Here is a 19563-nt window from a genome sequence, read left to right as displayed (position 1 = left end):
CCTGCGGCCTTCACCTGCCTTACTGCTCGGTCGGTTGGCCTACAGCTGCACCTGCGACTGCGGAGAGGGCTACTGAACGCCCATCGCCACGTAGTCGTACATCTGCTGGCCGTCGTTGACCATGACGTTGGTCAGGCCCTTGCCGCGGATGAGCAGCGACTTGGCCACGATGCCCGGCAGGATGACCGACTCCTCCATGACGCGCTTGTCGATGGCGGCGTAGATCTGCTCGCGCTTGGCCGTGTCGGCCTCCTGGAGCGCCTGGTCGAACATCTTGTCGACCTCGGGGATCCGGACGGAGATGTTGGACGAGCCGCCGCTCTCGCGGATGACGCGGCTGTCGGTCATCTGCTGCAGGAAGCCGTAGCCGTCAGGCCAGTCGGAGCCCCAGCCGTTGATGGCCAGGCCCAGCTTCTCCTTCACCACGAACGACGGCTTGCCGGCGTAGAGGGAGAAGTAGTCCTTCAGCGGGTACGGCTTGAGCGTCACGTTGATGCCGACGCGGGCCAGCGACTCCTTGAGCGCCTCGGCCGTCTTCTTCTCCTTGTCGCGCTCGGCGCGGTAGGAGATGTTCGTCTCGAAGCCGTTGGGCTGGCCGCACTTGGCCAGGTGCTCCTTGGCCTTGGCGAGGTCGCCCTTGCCCTCGGGGCTCGGGTAGAGGTCGATCTTCTGGTAGCCGGGGATGCCCGGGGGCAGCAGGCTGGTCGCGATCTCGCCGCCGGTGGTGCCGCCGTAGGCCGCGACGTAGCCGGTCTTGTCGGCGGCGTACTGGATCGCGATCCGGCAGTCCTTGTTGTCCAGCGGCTTCACCGTCGGGCTGATCGAGGTGTACCAGAGCCGCTGCAGCGTGGGGTTGTCGGTGCGGGCCTTCAGCGCCGGGTCCGGCAGGACCTTGCTGAGCGCGGCGGGCTGGACACCGGTGCCCTCGATGGCGACGTGCAGGTCGCCGGAGATGAGGCGGTTGTCGATGTCGTCGGCGTTGACGTTGGTCGACACCTCGTAGCGGTCGGGCAGCGCCGGCCGGTTGGGGTCGGTCGCCGGGTCCCACTGGTCGTTGCGGACCAGGGTGAAGCCCTTGCCGATCTCGTTCTTCTCGAACTTGTACGGGCCCGAGGAGATCACGTGCTCCTGGTACTTGGTGCCCGTGTCCTTGGCCTCGGGCACCGGCATGGTGACCGACATCTGGGTCAGGTAGTCGAAGCCGCTGAAGGGCTGCTTCAGGTGGAAGATCACCGTCTTGTCGTCGGGCGTCTCGATGGCCGAGCTGAAGTCGGCGCCCTTCGACTTGTACGGGCCCTTGTAGTCCTTCGGCCAGTTGAGCAGCTCGTTGAGGTACGTCGGGCCGTTGGGGAAGGTCTCCCGGTCGAAGGAGCGGGCCACGCCGTAGGCCACGTCCTTGGCGGTGATCGGGGTGCCGTCCTCGTACTTCAGACCGTCACGCAGGGTGTAGGTCCAGGTCTTGAAGTCCTCGCTCGGCTTGCCCAGGTCCGTGGCCAGGTCGGGCACCGGCTTGGCGCCCTCGGCGCCCGGCTTGCCGGGGAACATCGTCAGGGCGCGGCCGTACAGGCGGATGAAGTTCCACGAGTAGCCGTAGTAGGTGTCGGCGGGGTCCAGCGAGTCCCAGTCGCCGGAGTTGGCCAGCTTGATGGTGCCGCCCTTCTTGGTGGAAGGGTTGAACACCCCCGTGAGCGCGGCGTCGGCCTTGTCCTGGGCGGCAGGCTGACCGGGCTCGCCGGACGACTGAGGCGTGGTGCTGGTGCCTCCGCAGGCCGACAGGCCCAGGGCGAGTGCCACGGTGACCGCGGACACCGCCAGCGCGGGCTTTCTTCTCATCTGTTGCTACACCCCTTGTTGTTGGGAGGCAGGGAATCGGGGAGATCGAAGATCATCGGTTGCCTCGTGGGTCGAGGGCGTCGCGCAGGCCGTCACCGAAGAGGTTGAAGGCCAGCACGGTGATGAAGATCGCCAGTCCGGGGAAGATGGCGAAGTGCGGAACGGTGTAGATGCGGGCCGCGTCGGCCAGCATCCCGCCCCAGGTGGGGGTGGGCGGGCGGACGCCGACCCCGAGGAACGACAGCGCGGCCTCGAACAGGATGTTCGTCGGGATCAGCAGCGTCGCGTAGATGAGGACGGGCGCCATGAGGTTGGGCAGCAGCTCGCGGACGATGATGTACGGCCCGCGGGCGCCGAGGCTCCTGGCCGCGTCGACGAACTCGCGTTCGCGCAGCGACAGGGTCTGGCCGCGGATGATGCGCCCGATGTACGGCCAGTTGAAGAACCCGATGATGAAGATCAGCAGGGAGACGCGCAGGGTGTCGCCGGACAGCCCGAACGCCTGGTCGGGCACCACGCCGGCGAGCGCGATGGCGAACACCAGCAGCGGGAAGGCCAGGAAGACGTCCATGGCGCGGCTGATGAGGGTGTCGACCCAGCCGCCGAAGTAGCCGGCCGTGACGCCGAGGATGGTGCCGATGCCGACCGACAGCAGGGTGGCGAGGAAGGCGATGACCAGGGAGATGCGCGCGCCGTAGACGATGCGGCTGAAGATGTCGCGGCCCCAGACCGGCTCGACGCCGAACAGGAAGTCCCAGCCGATCCCGCCGAACCTGTCCTTGGGGATCTGCGTCTCCTGGTCGATCATCTCGCGGTGGAACTCCAGCGGCGGATGGCCGAACAGCTTGACGATGATCGGCGCGCAGATCGCCACCAGGATGAGGAAGATGATGACGCCCGCGCCGGTCATGGCGATCTTGTCGCGCTTGAGGCGCATCCAGGCGATCTGGCCGAGTGAGCGTCCCTGGATCGCCGCGCGGCCCGCGCCGGCCGCGACCGCTTCGGGTGCCGCGTGGGAGGCGGACTCGGGGACGTCGAGTGGTGCCGTCACGCGCCGCCCTCCCCTCGCGCCGCGCGGCGCTTCGAGGGTCGCGTGACCAAGGTACTGCGCATGCGCTTCAGGCCCCCTGGGTGTCAGACCACGTCCACGACGGCCGCCATCCGGTCAGGGTGACAACCGTGTCGTCTCGGAACCGCACGTCACGGCCCCAGGGTGCAGAATCTATGCCTTGAGCTGCGCTGACCAGCCCTCAGCGCTGCTATGTGGCTCAACTGTGATTCATGCGAAACTCATTCGTATCGATCTTGACCTGATTGTCCACGGCGCATCCTGGTTGTGTCGCGGATCTGTGACAGTGACCGGTCAGCCGATGCCGCGGCGCCGAAGAATGTCCTCGATGTCGGAGAAGTCGTCGTCGCTCTTGCGCTCCGCGGGGGCCGCCACCGCAGGCTTGCCCGCCTGGGCGGGCACCTCCCGCGGCTTCTCCCCGCCCCGGGTCTCGCCCTGGGCCTTCGGCTGAGCCGGGCCGGCGGTGGACGCCTTGGACGTCTTGGACGCCTTCGCGAGCTTGCGCCCGCGCAGCACGCCCGACACCACGAACAGCACCACCGACAGCCCGGCCACCGCCACGCCCGCCCAGACGACGGGGTTGAACACCAGGCTCGTGAAGAACCCGACGACGGTCGTGCCGATGGTCCACAGCGCCTGCAGCGCGCCGGTGAGATAGGCGGCCAGGGGCAGCAGCGCCCACGCCGCCACCCGCGTGCCCGCGGCGGCCCCGCGCCGGCGGAACGCCAGGAAGCTGAGCACCAACCCCGCGATGGTGACACCGGCGCACAGCGGCAACCACGCGATCTGAGTGAAAGTCATCCGGTCGCCCCTCTTGTCGACTGTGCCTTCCATCCTGGCACGCGTGCCGCTCCGGCCCTCCTCCCCGAGAACGACTGGACCCCTAGGGGTGGTTCCCGTCACGACGAGGGTGGTGGTGCGGCCGGGATCTCGACGGGAGGCGGTCAGGCGCGGACGAGGTCGCGCAGGTGCCCCACGGTGACGGTGGCGAGCGACGGGACGACGAGGCGGCCGGGCGCGGGCTCCACGGGCAGCACCCCGGGAACGGCCACCACCGCGCAGCCGGCGGCCGCGGCCGCGGCGACGCCGTTGGGCGAGTCCTCCAGCACCACGCACCGGACCGGCTGGACGCCCAGCAGGTCGGCGGCGGTCAGGTACGGCTCGGGGTCGGGCTTGGTCCGCTCCACGTCGTCGGCCGTGACGACGGTGTCGAAGCGGTGGTGGCCGACGTGCGCGAGGACGGCGTCGGCGATCTCCTTCAGGGACGAGGTGACGAGGGCGACCGGGACGCCCTCGGCGCGCAGGGCGTCGAGCAGCTCGGCGGCGCCGGGCATGACGCGCACGCCGCCGGCCAGCCGGGCGACCATGCCGCCCGCCATCCACTCCCACACCGTCTCCGGGGCGGTGGACGAGCCGGAGACGGCGAGCATGTAGTCGACCGTGCGCTCCATGGAGCCGCCCAGGAGGTGGGCCTGGTGCTCGGGCGCCCACTCGGCGCCGAGCCGGGCCATCACCTCGGTCTCGATCTCCAGCCACACTCTTTCGGTGTCGACCAGCAACCCGTCCATGTCGAAGAAGACGGCTTCCATGCACTCCCCGATCGTTCTCGTGCGCTGCCGGCGGGGCCGGGTCAGACGTTGAAGTATTTGGCCTCGGGGTGGTGGGCGACGAGGGCCGAGGTGGCCTGCTCGGGGTGGAGCTGGAACTCCTCCGACAGCGTGACCCCGATCCGCTCCGGGTCGAGCAGCTCGAACAGCTGCACCTGGTCCTCCAGGTTGGGGCAGGCCGGGTAGCCGAAGGAGTAGCGGCAGCCCTGGATGTTGACCTTGAGCATGTCGTCGAGCGACTCGTCCCCGCCGATGCCCCACTCCGCGCGGACCCGGGCGTGCCAGTATTCGGCGAGGGCCTCGGTGAGCTGCACGGACAGGCCGTGCAGTTCGAGGTAGTCGCGGTAGGCGTCCTTGGCGAACAGCTCGGCCGTCGCCTCGGAGATCTTGCCGCCCATGGTGGCCACCTGGAAGGCGACCACGTCCGTCTCGCCCGACTCGCGCGGCCGGAAGAAGTCGGACAGGCACAGGTGCCGGTCGCGGCGCTGGCGCGGGAAGGTGAAGCGGGTGCGCTCGCCGCCCGCCTCGTCGAGGATGATCAGCGAGTCGCCGTCGCTGACGCACGGGAAGTAGCCGTAGACGACGGCGGCCTCCAGCAGCCCCTCGGTCTGGATGCGCTCCAGCCACATGCGCAGCCGCGGCCGGCCCTCGGTCTCGACCAGCTCCTCGTAGCCGGGCCCGTCGCCGCCGCGGGTGGGCTTGAGCCCCCACTGGCCGAGGAACAGGGCCCGCTCGTCGAGGAAGGCCGCGTAGTCGGCCAGCGAGATGCCCTTGACGATGCGGTCGCCGACGAACGGCGCCTTGGGCACCGGGTTGTCGAGGGCGACGTCGGAGCGGGCCGGCAGTTCCTCGACGGGGGTGCGCTCCAGCACGGCGCCGGTCTTGACCCGGCGCTCGCGCAGCGGCGGCAGCGTGGCGCCCGCGACGCCGCGCTTGACGGCCATGAACGCGTCCATCAGCCGCAGCCCCTCGAAGGCGTCACGGGCGTAGCGGACCTCGCCCTCGAACAGCCCGGCGAGGTCCTGCTCCACGTAGGCGCGGGTGAGCGCGGCCCCGCCGAGCAGCACCGGATAGCGCTCGGACAGGCCCCTGGAGTTCATCTCCTCCAGGTTCTCCTTCATCACGACCGTCGACTTGACCAGCAGGCCGGACATGCCGATGACGTCGGCGCGCTGGTCGTCGGCCGCCTCCAGGATGGCCGAGACGGGCTGCTTGATGCCGAGGTTGACGACCTCGTAGCCGTTGTTGGACAGGATGATGTCGACGAGGTTCTTGCCGATGTCGTGCACGTCGCCCTTGACCGTGGCCAGCACGATGCGGCCCTTGGTCTCGCCCTCGACGCGGTCCATGTGGGGTTCGAGGTAGGCGACGGCCGCCTTCATCACCTCGGCCGACTGCAGCACGAACGGCAACTGCATCTGGCCGGAGCCGAACAGCTCGCCGACCGTCTTCATGCCGTCGAGCAGCACCTCGTTGATGATCTCCAGGGCGGGTCGCTGCGCCAGCCCGGCCTCGAGGTCGGCCTCCAGCCCCTTGCGCTCGCCGTCGATGATGCGCCGCTTGAGCCGCTCCCACAGCGGCAGCGCGGCCAGCTCCTCTGCCTTGCCCGCGCGCATGGCGGCGGCGTCGACGCCCTCGAACAGGTCCATGAACCGCTGCAGCGGGTCGTAGCCCTCGCGGCGGCGGTCGTAGACCATGTCGAGGGCGACCTGGCGCTGCTCGTCGGGGATGCGCGCCATCGGCAGGATCTTGGAGGCGTGCACGATCGCGGAGTCGAGGCCGGCGTTGACGCACTCGTTGAGGAAGACGGAGTTGAGCACCATCCGGGCGGCCGGGTTGAGGCCGAAGGAGATGTTGGACAGGCCCAGCGTGGTCTGCACGCCGGGGTAGCGGCGCTTGAGCTCGCGGATGGCCTCGATGGTCTCCAGGCCGTCGCGCCTGGTCTCCTCCTGGCCGGTCGCGATGGGGAAGGTGAGGCAGTCGACGATGATGTCCTCGACCCGCATCCCCCAGTTGCCGATCAGGTCCTCGATGAGGCGTACGGCGACGCGGACCTTCCACTCGGCGGTGCGCGCCTGGCCCTCCTCGTCGATGGTGAGCGCCACCACGGCCGCCCCGTGCTCCTTGACCAGCCGCATGATCTTCTGGAAGCGGGAGTCGGGGCCGGCGCCGTCCTCGTAGTTGACGGAGTTGACGGCGGCGCGCCCGCCGAGCATCTCCAGGCCGGCCTGCAGGACGGCCGGCTCGGTGGAGTCGAGCATGATGGGCAGCGTCGAGGCGGTGGCGAAGCGGAACGCCAGCTCTTTCATGTCGGCCACGCCGTCGCGGCCGACGTAGTCGACGCACAGGTCGAGCATGTGGGCGCCGCCGCGGGCCTGGTCGCGGGCCATCTCCACGCAGTCGTCCCAGCGGCCCGCCAGCATGGCCTCGCGGAAGACCTTGGAGCCGTTGGTGTTGCAACGCTCGCCGATGGCGAGGTAGGAGGTGTCCTGCCGGAACGGCACGCTCTGGTAGAGGGAGGAGGCGCCCGGCTCGGGGTGCGGCCGGCGGGCGGCGGGCTGCTTGCCGCGGACCCGCTCGACGACCTGGCGCAGGTGCTCGGGGGTGGTGCCGCAGCAGCCGCCGACCAGGGACAGGCCGTAGTCGCGGGTGAAGGCGTCGTGGGCGTCGGCCAGCTCCTGCGCGCTCAGCGGGTAGTAGGCGCCGTCGGAGGTGAGCACCGGCAGGCCCGCGTTGGGCATGCACGACAGGCGGGCCCGCGAGTGGCGGGCGAGGTAGCGCAGGTGCTCGCTCATCTCGGCGGGGCCGGTGGCGCAGTTGAGGCCGATCACGTCGACGCCGAGCGGCTCGATGGCCGTCAGCGCGGCGCCGATCTCGGAGCCGAGCAGCATCGCGCCGTTGGTCTCGATCGTCACCTGGGCGATGATCGGCACGTCGCGGCCGGCCGCCTCGACGGCGTTCCTGGCTCCGATGACGGCGGCCTTGACCTGGAGCAGGTCCTGGCAGGTCTCGATGATGAGGGCGTCGGCGCCGCCCGCGATGAGGCCGGCGGCGTTGTCGCGGTAGGCGTCGCGCAGGCTCGCGTACGGCAGGTGGCCGAGGGTGGGCAGCTTGGTGCCGGGGCCCATCGAGCCGAGGACGAACCGCGGGTGGTCGGGGGTGGACCAGTGGTCGGCCCGCTCCCTGGCGATGCGGGCGCCGGCCTCGGAGTATTCGTGGACGCGCTCGGAGATGTCGTACTCGGCGAGGGCGGCGAGGTTGGCGCCGAAGGTGTTGGTCTCGACGCAGTCGACGCCGACGGCGAAGTAGGCGTCGTGGACGCCCTGCACGATGTCGGGCCTGGTGACGTTGAGCACCTCGTTGCAGCCCTCGTGGCCCTCGAAGTCGTCGAGGGTGGGGTCCTGAGCCTGCAACATCGTCCCCATGGCCCCGTCGGCGACGACGACTCGCTGGGACAACACCTCGCGGAAGGACGGAGAGCTGCTCATGGGGAGCAGCTTATCGGCTGCGCCAGGGGCGCAGGCTTGGGTGTTCCGCCCCTTGGACAGGCCGCCCTCGGCCGGCGGCGACCGCCCCACCTGGGCGGCTGCTCCCCCGGCCGGCGCCGGGGCGCGCCCGCGCCGGGGCGCCTTCGGGTGTCCTGGCTGGTCACGCGCGCCTGTCGGGACGCTGTCGCGGGCCTGCCGCGCTCCTGCGCCCCGGGCGCGCGGGGGGTGGCGAGCTAGATCGCCGCACACGGTGACATGAGCACCACCTCACCGCATAGGCTAGGCCCGATGGAGGAAAGAGGAGGCGCCACGTGATCGAGCTCGAAGGGCTCCCCGAGCTCGTCGACCCGGTGCTCATTGCCGCGTTCGAGGGGTGGAACGACGCGGGCGAGGCTTCCAGCGGCGTGATCGCCCACCTCGAGACCGCCTGGAAGGCCGAGCCGCTGGTGGCGCTCGACCCCGACGACTACTACGACTTCCAGGTGACCCGCCCGGTCGTGCAGATGGGCGACGGGCTGACCCGGTCGATCGTGTGGCCGACCACGCGGCTGCTGCGCGCCCGCCCGCCGGGCGTCGAGCGCGACGTGGTGCTGCTGCGCGGCATCGAGCCCAACATGCGCTGGCGTTCGTTCTGCGCCGACATCGTCGAGGCCTGCCGCGAGCTGGGCGTGGAGCTGGCCGTGATGCTGGGCGCGCTGCTCAACGACTCGCCGCACACCCGGCCGGTGCCGATCCTGGGCGGCGCCACCGACGAGGCGCTGGCCCGCTCGACCAACCTGGAGCTCAGCCGCTACGAGGGGCCGACCGGCATCGTCGGGGTGCTGCAGCACGCCTTCGGCGAGGCGGGCCTGGACGCCGTGTCGCTGTGGGCGTCGGTGCCGCACTACGTGGCGCAGCCGCCCAACCCGAAGGCGACGCTGGCGCTGCTGCGCCGCCTGGAGGACCTGCTGGAGATCCCGATGCCGCTGGGCGACCTGGACGAGGAGGCCCGGGCGTGGGAGCGGGGGGTGGACGAGCTGGCCTCGCAGGACAGCGAGGTGGCCGAGTACGTCAAGGAGCTGGAGGACCGCAAGGACGCGGCCGAGCTGCCGGAGGCGAGCGGCGACGCGATCGCGGCGGAGTTCGAGCGCTACCTGCGGCATCGCGACACCGACACTGACAGCTAACTCTCAGGGACGCTGCGCCTGCCTTTTCGGCTGTTCCGGGTCATAATCGGGGCCGTGAAACGCTGTTAGGACACGGTCCGATTCAAGGGGAGAGACATCCCCGTCACGCCGCGACGCCGCACCGACCCCCACGTGACCGCGCACGTTAGGCCGCTCATGGTGACTTCCCCCGTAGACCCGCACCAGCGAAGTCAGGACACGAGACGACGCGTGCTGGAGATGGCCCTCGCGCTCAGGGACGGGCGTCCCGGCGGCTCGGTCGACCACTTCCTGGCGCTGCTGCAGTACCGGCTGCCCTTCTGGCTCAGCGTCCTGCACGGCCTGTCCGAGCGGGTGGGGCTCGGGCGGGTGGCCGACAACCTCGTGCCGATCGCCCGGGCGGGCATCGCCTACAACCTGGAGGTGCAGTCGGCGGCGCTGCCCGCGTTCACCTCGCCGAACGAGACCGTGCGGTTCCGTGAGGCGTTGCGTGAGGCGGGGCTCGGGCCGGCGGCCGAGGTGGTGCCGCTGGCGGCCTACCTGGAGGGCGAGCGGCGGCTCGGCCGGGTGGCCGCGGGCGTGGACCCGGAGGCGAGCGCGCGGCTGTTGCTCGCGGGCTGCTTCCACCGGGCCTGCCTGGAGATGTTCGTGGGCGCCGACGCCGCGCCGTCGCTGGAGGCCAGCGCCGAGGAGATCGTCCGCGAGCTGCGCCTGGAGCCCGCCGGGCCGCCACCCGGCTGACCCGGAGCGAGGGCGGGCGCGGCCGGCCACGCGGGCCTCAGGCGAGGGCGGGCGTGGCGGGCCACACGCGCCTCAGGCGGTGGCGGCCTGGGCGGGCAGGGCCGCCTGGTCGAAGCGGCTCCACACCAGGGCCGCCACGTCCGGGTCCGCGCCGAGCGGCTCACTGACCAGGTCGGCGCCCGCGGCGGCGAGACGGCCGTGGAAGAAGCCGGGTGCGAGCACGTACGAGGCGATGGCCAGCCGTGCGGCCGGGCCGGTGCGGAGCCGGTCCAGCGCCTCGCCCAGGGTGGGGGTGCCGGCGGAGGCGAAGGCGGCGGTGACCGGCCGGGCGAGCCGCAGCGCGAGCCGGTGCGCCTGGGCGCGGACGTCGGCGAGCGCGGCGGGGTCGGAGGAGCCGGCGGCGCCGAGGATGACGGCGTCGCCGGGGCGCAGCCCCGCGCGGGCGAGCTTGCGGGCGAGCGCGGAGGTGAGCAGCCCGTGCGGCCCGAGCGGCGGGGTGACGAGCGCGTCGGGCCGGTGCTCGGCGAGGACGGCGGGCAGGTCGACGCGCACGTGGTAGCCGCCGGCCAGCAGCAGCGGGGCCACGACGACGGGGCCGTCGACGGCGCGCAGCGCGTCGGCGAGCAGGGGGCGGCTGATCTCCAGGTAGGCCAGTTCGACGCGGTGGCCGGGGCGCTGCCGGCGGACGGCGGCGGCCAGGCCGTCGAGGGCGCGCTCCCCCGCGGCGCTGCGGGTGCCGTGCGCGGCGAGGACGAGGGTGGGCCTCACCGGTCGGCCTCGTGGGCGCAGGCGAGCCGGTAGCCGCGCTTGACGACGGTCTCCACGATGCCGGCCGGGCCGAGGGCGCGGCGCAGGCGGGTGATGGCCATCTCGACGGCGTGCTCGGCGGACTCCCTGGCGACGCTGCCGGGCAGGACGGTGCGCAGCTCGGTGCGGGAGACGACGTGGCCGGGCTTGTCGGCGAGCCGTTTGAGCACCGCCATCGGGGCGGGCGGCAGCGGGCGCAGCTCACCGCCGACCACGACGGCGTGGCCGCGGATCTCCAGCGGGTGGCCGCCGGCGACGAGCCGGGTGACGCCGTGCTCGGGCAGGTGCCTGGCCAGGGCGCGGGCGAGGGAGCCGAGCCGGGCGCGGTCGGGTTGCAGCGTCGGGATGCCGCGGGAGACGAGCGGCTCGGCGGTGACGGGGCCGACGCAGGCGGCCACGACGCGGCTGCCGAACGCGGTCAGCAGCGGCTCCTCCAGCCCCTCGGCGCGGGCGGCGGCGACCATGGCGTGCACGGCGGGCGCGCTGGTGAAGGCGACGGCGTCGACGGCGCCGGAGACGGTCTGGCTGATCAGGCGGCGCAGCGGCGAGGGGTCGCGGTAGGGCAGCCACCGGTAGACGGGGATCTCGATGACCTCGGCGCCCGCGCCGCGCAGGGCGTCGACGAAGTCGGCCAGCGGCTCGCCGTGCAGCTGCACGGCGATGCGGCGGCCGCGCAGGTCCTGGCGGAGCAGGTGCTCCTTGACCTCGCGGCAGGAGTCGCCGTCGGGTGTCCAGTGGTCGTCGAGGCCGGCGGCGCGCACCGCTCCCCTGGCCTTGGGGCCGCGGGTGAGCAGCCGGGCGGTGGACAGGCGGGCGACCAGGTCGGCGGACAGGCCCCAGCCCTCGGCTGCCGCCATCCAGCCGCGGAAGCCGACGCCTGTGGTGACGACCACGTCGTCCAGGGGCGCGGCGAGGCTGCGCCGGGTGGCGGCCAGCAGGTCGCTGTCCTCGGCGAGCGGCACGAGCCGGATCGCCGGGGCGCTGACGACGCGGGCGCCGCGCCGTTCGAGCAGCGCGCCGAACTCCTCGCGGCGGCGGGTCGCGGTGACGCCGACGGTGAAGCCGGACAGGGCGTTGGGCGCCGTCTCGGGCGGCCGGGGCGGCCCTTCGGCGGGGATCGCGCTCACGCGGACACCTCCTGACGGGTCGGGCCGCCACCCGGCTGACCTGACTGGCGTGCGTGGCCCGGGCTGGCCCCGAGCGCCAGGCCGGGCATCACAGGCACGGGAACCGGAAGTGAGATCACGGGATCGATCCTGCTTTCGGGCCGTTTCGCCGCTGGGTCCCTGCTGTTACCGCTGTGCTACAACCGTCGGTCCCCGCGGTTGGCCGGCCGGAGGCGCGGGAAGGTGCGGGATGATCGAGACGGCCTATCGGGGAGGTGCGGTGACGGTCCGGCCGATTCGGATGTTCGGCGATCCGGCGCTGCGTGCCGTGGCGGAGCCCGTGCGGGACTTCGACCGCGAGCTGCGCGGCCTGGTCAAGTCATTGACGGCGACGTTGCGGGCGGGCGCGGGACGCGCGGGCCTGGCGGCGCCGCAGCTCGGGGTGCCGCTGCGCGTGGTCGTCTACGCCTACGAGGGCAGGGCGGGGCATCTGGTCAACCCGCGGCTGGAGCTGTCGGAGCGGCGGGTGACGGCCGACGAGGCGTGCCTGTCGGCGCCGGGCGTGTGGTGGCCGCTGGAGCGGGCCTACATGGTGACGGCGCGCGGCCGGGACATGTTCGGCAAGCCCGTCGTGGTGCGGGGGCTGGGCGTGCTGGCGAGGGTGCTGCAGCACGAGTGCGACCATCTGGACGGCGTGCTGTTCAGCGACCACCTGGACGAGGAGGAGCGGGCACGGTTTCTGGCCGCTGCCGCACCATCGGGGTGAGGGATCGGCGTTGTGCGGGGTCGGTGCCGCCCCAGACGCCGTTCATCTGCCGGGTGTCGATGGCGTAGTCGAGGCAGGGCTGCCGCACGGGGCATCCCCGGCAGACCGCCTTGGCGCGTTCGACCTGGTCACGCCCCGGTCCTTCGAGGGTGATCGGGAAGAACAGCTCCGGGTCCATGGTCTGGCAGGCCGCCCTGCGCGACCAGTCGAGCATCATCATGGCCACCTGCCCTACCCGCGTCTCCGCGAGTCATACCGCCATTACGGACATACCCTAGCTACCTGCGGATACATCCGAAAGTAGCCGATCCCAATCGGTGAGGAAGCGGTCCAGCCCGTAGCGGGCCAGCGCCGCCGCCCGCGCCGCCTTCCCGGCCTGCGCGGCGCGCTCGGGGTCGGCGGCGAAGTCCGCCAGCGCCCGCACGAGCCTGTCCACGTCGGTCGAGATGACCCCGGCCTCCGGCGGCACCGCCTCGACCGCCTCCGTGGTGGCCAGGGCGACGACCGGCATGCCGAGCGTCATGGCCTCGACGAGCGCGAGCCCGAGCGACGTCCACCGGTAGGGGTGCAGGTAGACGCGCCTGCGCGCCAGCTCGGCGTGCATGACGTGCTGCGGCAGGTCCTCGTGCGTGCCGTACGGCAGGCCGGTCACCCGCATCCCGAACACGTCGAGCGGCACCCGCGCGGCGAAGCGCGGCAGCAGGTCGGTGCCGGCCACCCGGGTGCGCCGCACCGGCTCGTTGACCACCACGCCGGCCCGGGGCAGCTCACCGGTGTAGAGGTGGCCGGGGTCGGGGACGCCGTGCTCGATCACCCGGGTGGGCGCCCGGCCGTTGTCCCAGAACAGCTCGTTGAAGTGGGTGACGTGCACGAGCGTGACGTCGTCGCGGCCGGCCAGCGGGTGACGGGTGCGCGGCACGTCGCCGGCCGGGGTGTTGTGCTCGACGTAGACGCCGGGCACGTCGCGGCCGAGCCACTCACGCGCCAGCTCGATCTCGTGCGGGCGCTGGTAGACGACCACGTCGACCGGCTCGCCGCGCAGCCGGTCGAACGGCACCTCGCGGGCGGCCGCGGGCCAGTCGAACGTCCGCGCCCTGCCCCGCCCGTCCGGGCCCCGGCCGGGGACGAGCGGCAGCACGTAGTCGTGGGCGCCGCGCACGAAGGCGCCGGTGTACGAGCCGTGCACGTGCCACAGCAGGACCCTCACCAGCGACTCCAGCCCATCGCCCGCGACCAGCGGGCGCCCGCGCCGACCGGGGTGGCGGCCTCCAGGTCGTTCAGCACGCGGTCGGCCACGTCGGTCAGGTCGGCCGCCACCTCGGGCGCCTGCTCGACCTCCTCCGGGCGGGTCACCTCGGTGGGCACCAGGATGCCGCGCGCGCCGGCCGCCCGGGCGGCCTCCATGTCGCGGCCGATGTCGCCCACCACGACACAGTCGCGCGGGCTGACGTCCAGCACCGCCGCCGCCCTGATCACCAGGCCGGGCGCCGGCTTGCGGCAGGTGCAGCCGTCGACGTCGTCGTGGACGCAGATCGCCCACGCGTCGAACGGGCCGAGCAGCTCCTCCACGCGGGCGTTGACCTGGTCCATGTCGTCGGGCGAGATGAGGCCCTTGGCCACGCCCGACTGGTTGGTGACGACGGCCACCGGCACGTCGGCCCGGCGTAGCCGCGCCAGCGCCTCGGCGGCTCCGGGCATGAGCTCCACCCGGTCCGGGTCACCGTTGTACGGGACGTCCCTGATGAGGGTCCCGTCACGGTCGAACAGCACGGCACCGGGACGTCGTCGTTCGTACACCTTCCACCTCCGCGAGCGCCTTGCGCGGCTCCGTCGAGCCGTCCGCCAGCTACCCGTCCGACCCCCCTGCAAACAACTACTCAACGTGAGCAAGTGCCGAGCCGGCAACGCGTTTCCGCATGTGGGCGGCATGGGGCAGGTTTGAGAGCCGCTTCTCTCGGTAGCGCTTCTCCTACCCGCAGGGGGAGGGACCGGATGAGATTTCTCGGCATCAACGCGATCTTCCACGACCCCGCCGCCGCTCTGGTGGCCGACGGGCACGTCGTCGCCGCGGCGGAGGAGGAACGGTTCAGCCGCCGCAAGCACGGCAAGCGGCCGCTGGCCTTCTCCGCCTGGGAGCTGCCCGAGCAGGCGGCGGCCTGGTGCCTGCGCGAGGCGGGCCTCGACCCGGAGGACATCGACGCGGTCGCCTACTCCTACGACCCGTCGCTGGTGCGGCGGCGGCCCGACGGCGACTGGGAGGATCTGCGCACGACGTACGCCGAGCGCGCTCCCCTGTTCCTGGCCACGGCGCTGCCCGGGCTCGACCCGGCCCGGGTGCGGTTCGTGCCGCACCACGTGGCGCACGCCGCCTCGGCCGGGCTGGCCTCGCCGTACCGGGACTGCGCGGTGCTGGTGTGCGACGGGCGCGGCGAGAACGTCTCCCACCTGGCGGGGCGCTACCGTGACGGCGAGCTGGAGGTGCTGGCCGCGCAGGAGCTGCCTCACTCGCTCGGCCTGATGTACGAGGACGTGACCGAGCACCTGGGGTTCCTGCGCTCCAGCGACGAGTACAAGGTGATGGCGCTGGCCTCCTACGGCCGGCCCCGGCACCTGGAGGCGCTGCGGGAACTGATCCGCACCACGCCGGACGGCGGGTTCCGCGTCGAGCCGATCGACTGGAACTCCTACGCCAAGGCCCTGGACAGGGGCCGGCCGTGGACGGACGACCACGCCGACCTGGCGGCCAGCGTGCAGGCGCGGCTGGAGGAGGTGCTGCTGGAGCTGGTCCGGTGGCTGCACGAGCGGACCGGCGAGCGGCGGCTGGCGCTGGCGGGCGGGGTGGCGCTCAACTGCGTCGCCAACACGCGCCTGCTGGCCGAGGGGCCGTTCGACGAGATCTGGGTGCAGCCCGCGGCGGGCGACTCGGGCACCGCGCTGGGCGGCGCGCTGCACCTGGCGCAGGCCTGCGGCGACCGGCCCGCGCCGATGCCGGGCGCCGATCTGGGGCGCGGCTTCACCGATGAGGAGCTGGGCGTCTGGCTGGACGTGGCGCGGGTGCCGCACACCCGGCCGGCCGACCTGGCCGGCGCGGTCGCCGCGGAACTGGCCGCCGACCGGATCGTGGCCTGGTTCCAGGGCCGGTCGGAGTACGGGCCGCGGGCGCTCGGCCGCCGGTCGCTGCTCGCCCATCCGGGGCACGCCCGCAACACCGAGCGACTCAACGACGTCAAGGGGCGGGAGCAGTTCCGGCCGATCGCGCCGATGGTGCTCGCCAACCGGGCCGCGGAGATCTTCGGCCGGGGGCCGCTGCCGTCGCCGTACATGCTGTTCGTGCACGACGTGCGCCCGGACTGGCGGGCGCGCATCCCGGCGGTGGTGCACGTGGACGGCACCGCGCGCGTGCAGACGGTGACGCCGGAGTCGGAGCCGCTGCTGGCCCGCGTGCTGACCGCGTTCGAGGCGCGGACGGGACTGCCGGTGCTGGTCAACACGAGCCTCAACACGGCGGGGCGGCCCATGGTGGACGACCCGCGCGACGCCCTGGAGTGCTTCGGCTCCTCGCCGGTGGACGTGCTGGCCCTCGGGCCGTACCTGGTGCGGCGGGGGGAGGTGTTCGGCTCGTGTCCGGCGGGCTGACGGGCGGGCCGGTCACCGTGGTGATCCCCACGGTCGGCCGGCCGTCGCTGCGGGCGACGCTCGCGGCGCTGGGCGGCGACGTGCCGGTCGTCGTCGCCGACGACCGGCCGCCCGGGCGGCCCGGCCTGCGGGTGCCGGGGCACGTACGCGTGGTCCGGTCGGGCGGCCGGGGGCCTGCGGCCGCGCGCAACGCGGGCTGGCGGGCGGCCGGCACCCCCTGGGTGGCGTTCCTCGACGACGACGTGGTGCCCGCGCCCGGCTGGTACGCGGCGCTGCTGACGGACCTCGCTGGGCTGCCGGAGGAGGTGGCGGGCAGTCAGGGCCGGATCGAGGTGCCGCTGCCGGCCGGACGCAGGCCGACCGACGCCGAGCGGAACACGGCGGGCCTGGCGCAGGCGGAGTGGATCACCGCGGACATCGCCTACCGGCGGGCCGCGCTGGAGGAGGCGGGCGGGTTCGACGAGCGGTTCCCCCGCGCCTACCGGGAGGACGCCGACCTGGCGCTGCGGGTCAGGGCGGCGGGGCACCGGCTGGTGCGGGGGGAACGGGTGAGCGTGCACCCGGTGCGCGACGACGGGTTCTGGGCGAGCGTGCGCTTCCAGCGGGGCAACGCCGACGACGCGCTGATGCGGCGGCTGCACGGGGCGGCGTGGCGGGAGGCGATCGGCGGCGGCCGGGGCCGGCTGCGGCGGCACACCGTCACGACGGGCCTCGCGCTGGCCGCCACGGCCCTCGGCCTGGCGTCCCTGCTCGGCTCGCGCCGGACGCCGGAGGTGCGGGGGGCGCCCGGAGTACGCGGGGTGCCCGGAGAGCGCGGGGTGCCCGGAGAGCGCGGGGTGCCCGGAGAGCGCGGGGTGCCCGGAGAGCGCGGGGTGCCCGGAGTGCGGGACGTGCGGGGGGCGCCGGGGGCGGCCCTGCGGTGGGCGGTGGCGCTCGCCGGCGCCGGGTGGGCGGCGATGGCCGCCGAGTTCGCCTGGGCGCGCATCGCGCCCGGCCCGCGCACGCCGCGCGAGGTGCTGCGGATGGTCGTCACCAGCGTGCTGATCCCGCCGGTCGCCTGCGCGCACCGGCTGCGCGGCGAATGGGAGGTACGGCGATGAGCGTGCGGGGGCGGGTGCTGGTCGCGCGGCTGGACGACGCCGGGGACGTGCTGCTGGCCGGACCGGCCGTGCGGGCCGTCGCCGCCCACGCGCGGGAGGTGACGATGCTGGCCGGCCCCAACGGCAGGGCCGCGGCGGAGCTGCTGCCCGGCGTGGACCGGGTGGTCGTGTGGCGGGCCCCGTGGATCGCCCACCCGGCGCCGCCCGTGTCCGCCGCCGCCGTCGCCGACCTGGTCGCCGAGCTGGCCGGGATCGACGAGGCGGTGATCCTCACCTCGTTCCACCAGTCGGCGCTGCCGCTGGCGCTGCTGCTGCGGCTGGCCGGGGTGGGCCGGATCGCCGCGATCAGCAACGACTACCCCGGCTCGCTGCTGGACGTGCGGCACGTCGTGGACGAGGACGTGGACGTGCCGGAGCCCGAGCGGATGCTGGCCCTGGCCGTGGCCGCCGGATTCGAGCCGCCGCCGGGCGACGACGGCGCGCTGGCCGTACGCCGGCCGCTGCCGGACGTCGCCCGGTTCGGCCTGGCGGGCCGCCCGTACGTGGTCGTCCACCCGGGGGCGTCGGCGCCGGCGCGGACGTGGCCGGCCGAGCGCCACCGGCAGGCCGTCCGCGAGCTGGCCGAGGACGGGCACCGGGTGGTCGTGACCGGCACCGAGCGGGAGCTGACCGCGTTCGTCGCCGGCGAGGCGGGCCTGGACCTCGGCGGGCGGACCACGCTCGGCGAGCTGGCGGCGGTCGTGGCGGGCGCCGGGGTGCTCGTGTCCGGCAACACCGGCCCGGCGCACCTCGCCGCCGCGGTCGGCACGCCGGTGGTGAGCCTGTTCGCCCCGGTCGTGCCGGCCGCGCGATGGGCCCCGTACCGGGTGCCGGCCGTGCTGCTCGGCGATCAGGACGCGCCGTGCCGCGGGTCGCGGGCCCGCCTGTGCCCGGTGCCGGGCCACCCGTGCCTGGCGCAGGTGACCAGCGAGCAGGTGGTCAAGGCAGTGAGGGAGCTGATGCAGTGAAGATCGCGCTGATCTCCGAACACGCCGATCCGCTGGCCGCGATCGGCGGCGTCGACGCGGGCGGGCAGAACGTCCACGTCGCGGCGCTGGCCACCTGGCTCGGGGCCCGCGGGCACACCGTCGTGGTGCACACCCGGCGCTGGGATCCGGGCCGGCCCCGCACGGCCGTCCTGGCTCCCGGCGTGACCGTCGAGTACGTGCCGGCCGGGCCGGCCGCGCCGGTGCCGAAGGACGAGCTGCCGCCGTACATGCCGGAGTTCACCGAGCGGCTGGCCGCGCGGTGGGCGGCGGACCGGCCCGACGTCGTGCACGCGCACTTCTGGATGAGCGGGCAGGCGGCCCTGCTGGCCCGCGGCGGCGTGCCCATGGTGCAGACGTTTCACGCGCTGGGCACCGTCAAGCGGCGCTGGCAGGGGCGTGCCGACACCAGCCCGCCGCACCGCGTCGAGACCGAGCGGCGGATCGGCCGGCGCGCCGACGCGGTGCTGGCGACCTGCGGCGACGAGGTCGGCGAGCTGCGCGCGATGGGCGTGCCCGAGGAGCGCATCGCGGTCGTGCCGTGCGGGGTGGATCTGGAGCTGTTCCGGCCGGACGGCCCAGACGCGCCGGACGGCCCAGACGCACCGGACGGGCCAGACGCGCCGGACGGGGCGTACGGGCCGGGTGCGCCGCGCCCGGCGGGCACGCGGTCGCCGCTGGTGCTGAGCATCGGCCGGCTGGTGCCGCGCAAGGGCGTGGACACGGTCGTCCAGGCGCTGCGGGCGCTGCCCGGCGTCGAGCTGGTGATCGCCGGCGGCAGCCCGGACGACGACGAGGCGGTCCGGCTGCGCGAGCTGGCCGCCCGGTGCGGCGTGGCCGGCCGGGTCCGCGTCGTGGGCAGCGTGCCGCGCGAGCGGGTGCCGGCGCTCATGCGGGCCGCCGACGTGGTGGTGACCGTGCCCTGGTACGAGCCGTTCGGCATGGTGCCGGTCGAGGCGATGGCCTGCGGCGTGCCGGTCGTCGCCTCCGCCGTCGGCGGGCACCTGGACACGGTGGCCGGCTGCGGCGTGCTGGTGCCGCCGCGCAGGCCCCGCGCGCTGGCGCGGGCGTTGCGCGAGCTGCTGGACGACCCGGCCAGGCGCCGGGAACTGGGCGCCGCGGGGGCGCGCCGGGCCCGCGAGAGGTACGGCTGGCCGCGCGTGGCCGAGCAGACCGAGGCCGTGTACACGCAGGTGATCGACGGCAAGCTGTGCCGCCTCGCCGCGCTGGGAGGGTAGCC

17 protein-coding genes are annotated in these 19563 nt (G+C 73.7%); 7 read left to right on the top strand and 10 right to left on the bottom strand.

Annotation, left to right across the window (positions count from 1 at the left end):
• Window positions 1-69: 69 nt before the first annotated feature.
• The 5 genes from ACGF0J_RS15705 to metH form a co-directional block, all read right to left on the bottom strand.
• Window positions 70-1833, bottom strand: a complete 1764-nt coding sequence (locus ACGF0J_RS15705; protein WP_393146162.1) for an ABC transporter substrate-binding protein — start codon at window positions 1831-1833, stop codon at window positions 70-72.
• Between the two features lie 52 nt (window positions 1834-1885).
• Window positions 1886-2884, bottom strand: a complete 999-nt coding sequence (locus ACGF0J_RS15700) for an ABC transporter permease (protein ID WP_393146160.1) — start codon at window positions 2882-2884, stop codon at window positions 1886-1888.
• Between the two features lie 312 nt (window positions 2885-3196).
• Complete coding sequence (locus tag ACGF0J_RS15695) at window positions 3197-3703, bottom strand: cellulose synthase (protein WP_393146159.1); 507 nt, start codon at window positions 3701-3703, stop codon at window positions 3197-3199.
• A gap of 143 nt (window positions 3704-3846) precedes the next feature.
• Window positions 3847-4491: an HAD family hydrolase gene (locus ACGF0J_RS15690; protein WP_393146157.1), complete on the bottom strand. Its 645-nt coding sequence runs from the start codon at window positions 4489-4491 to the stop codon at window positions 3847-3849.
• Window positions 4492-4532: 41 nt separating this feature from the next.
• Window positions 4533-7997 (bottom strand): methionine synthase, encoded by a 3465-nt coding sequence (gene metH / locus ACGF0J_RS15685; RefSeq protein ID WP_393146155.1) that lies wholly within the window; start codon window positions 7995-7997, stop codon window positions 4533-4535.
• Window positions 7998-8308: 311 nt separating this feature from the next.
• Between metH and ACGF0J_RS15680 the strand changes: the two genes are divergently transcribed.
• Both ACGF0J_RS15680 and ACGF0J_RS15675 read left to right on the top strand, forming a co-directional pair.
• The gene (locus ACGF0J_RS15680; RefSeq protein ID WP_393146153.1) at window positions 8309-9163 is read left to right on the top strand and encodes a PAC2 family protein; all 855 of its coding nucleotides are present in this window, start codon (window positions 8309-8311) and stop codon (window positions 9161-9163) included.
• Between the two features lie 210 nt (window positions 9164-9373).
• Window positions 9374-9883, top strand: coding sequence for a hypothetical protein (locus ACGF0J_RS15675; protein ID WP_393146151.1), 510 nt, complete (start codon window positions 9374-9376; stop codon window positions 9881-9883).
• Between the two features lie 72 nt (window positions 9884-9955).
• On the opposite strand, the gene ACGF0J_RS15670 is transcribed toward ACGF0J_RS15675, so the two are convergent.
• On the bottom strand, window positions 9956-10651 hold the full coding sequence (locus ACGF0J_RS15670) for a sirohydrochlorin chelatase (RefSeq protein ID WP_393146149.1): 696 nt from the start codon (window positions 10649-10651) through the stop codon (window positions 9956-9958).
• A complete protein-coding gene (locus tag ACGF0J_RS15665; RefSeq protein ID WP_393146147.1) occupies window positions 10648-11817 on the bottom strand; it encodes a uroporphyrinogen-III synthase in 1170 nt (389 codons plus the stop codon). Before ACGF0J_RS15665 ends, ACGF0J_RS15670 begins: the two co-directional genes overlap by 4 nt.
• Window positions 11818-12046: 229 nt before the next feature.
• Here ACGF0J_RS15665 and ACGF0J_RS15660 point away from each other — a divergent pair, with 229 nt between their 5' ends.
• Complete coding sequence (locus ACGF0J_RS15660) at window positions 12047-12562, top strand: peptide deformylase (RefSeq protein ID WP_393146145.1); 516 nt, start codon at window positions 12047-12049, stop codon at window positions 12560-12562.
• Here ACGF0J_RS15660 and ACGF0J_RS15655 read toward each other — a convergent pair.
• The 3 genes from ACGF0J_RS15655 to ACGF0J_RS15645 are packed head-to-tail and all read right to left on the bottom strand — an operon-like array spanning window position 12498 to window position 14359.
• Window positions 12498-12782 carry a WhiB family transcriptional regulator gene (locus tag ACGF0J_RS15655; RefSeq protein WP_393146143.1) on the bottom strand — a complete coding sequence of 95 codons (285 nt, stop codon included), beginning with the start codon at window positions 12780-12782 and terminating at the stop codon, window positions 12498-12500. The genes ACGF0J_RS15660 and ACGF0J_RS15655 overlap by 65 nt on opposite strands.
• A gap of 54 nt (window positions 12783-12836) precedes the next feature.
• Complete coding sequence (locus tag ACGF0J_RS15650) at window positions 12837-13769, bottom strand: glycosyltransferase (RefSeq protein ID WP_393146141.1); 933 nt, start codon at window positions 13767-13769, stop codon at window positions 12837-12839.
• Window positions 13766-14359 (bottom strand): D-glycero-alpha-D-manno-heptose-1,7-bisphosphate 7-phosphatase, encoded by a 594-nt coding sequence (locus ACGF0J_RS15645; protein WP_393146139.1) that lies wholly within the window; start codon window positions 14357-14359, stop codon window positions 13766-13768. Before ACGF0J_RS15645 ends, ACGF0J_RS15650 begins: the two co-directional genes overlap by 4 nt.
• A 195-nt stretch (window positions 14360-14554) precedes the next feature.
• Between ACGF0J_RS15645 and ACGF0J_RS15640 the strand changes: the two genes are divergently transcribed.
• The 4 genes from ACGF0J_RS15640 to ACGF0J_RS15625 are packed head-to-tail and all read left to right on the top strand — an operon-like array spanning window position 14555 to window position 19561.
• Entirely contained in the window at window positions 14555-16198 is a 1644-nt protein-coding gene (locus tag ACGF0J_RS15640) for a carbamoyltransferase (RefSeq protein ID WP_393146137.1), read from the top strand.
• Window positions 16183-17298, top strand: coding sequence for a glycosyltransferase (locus ACGF0J_RS15635; protein WP_393146135.1), 1116 nt, complete (start codon window positions 16183-16185; stop codon window positions 17296-17298). The genes ACGF0J_RS15640 and ACGF0J_RS15635 overlap by 16 nt, the downstream gene beginning before the upstream one ends.
• The gene (locus tag ACGF0J_RS15630) at window positions 17295-18305 is read left to right on the top strand and encodes a glycosyltransferase family 9 protein (protein ID WP_393146134.1); all 1011 of its coding nucleotides are present in this window, start codon (window positions 17295-17297) and stop codon (window positions 18303-18305) included. The genes ACGF0J_RS15635 and ACGF0J_RS15630 overlap by 4 nt, the downstream gene beginning before the upstream one ends.
• The gene (locus ACGF0J_RS15625) at window positions 18302-19561 is read left to right on the top strand and encodes a glycosyltransferase (RefSeq protein WP_393146132.1); all 1260 of its coding nucleotides are present in this window, start codon (window positions 18302-18304) and stop codon (window positions 19559-19561) included. Before ACGF0J_RS15630 ends, ACGF0J_RS15625 begins: the two co-directional genes overlap by 4 nt.
• Window positions 19562-19563: the final 2 nt, after the last annotated feature.

Origin of the sequence: Nonomuraea sp. NPDC047897, assembly GCF_043204415.1 — a bacterium.
Taxonomy (GTDB): domain Bacteria; phylum Actinomycetota; class Actinomycetes; order Streptosporangiales; family Streptosporangiaceae; genus Nonomuraea.
This window is presented reverse-complemented; position numbering and strand designations above follow the sequence as displayed.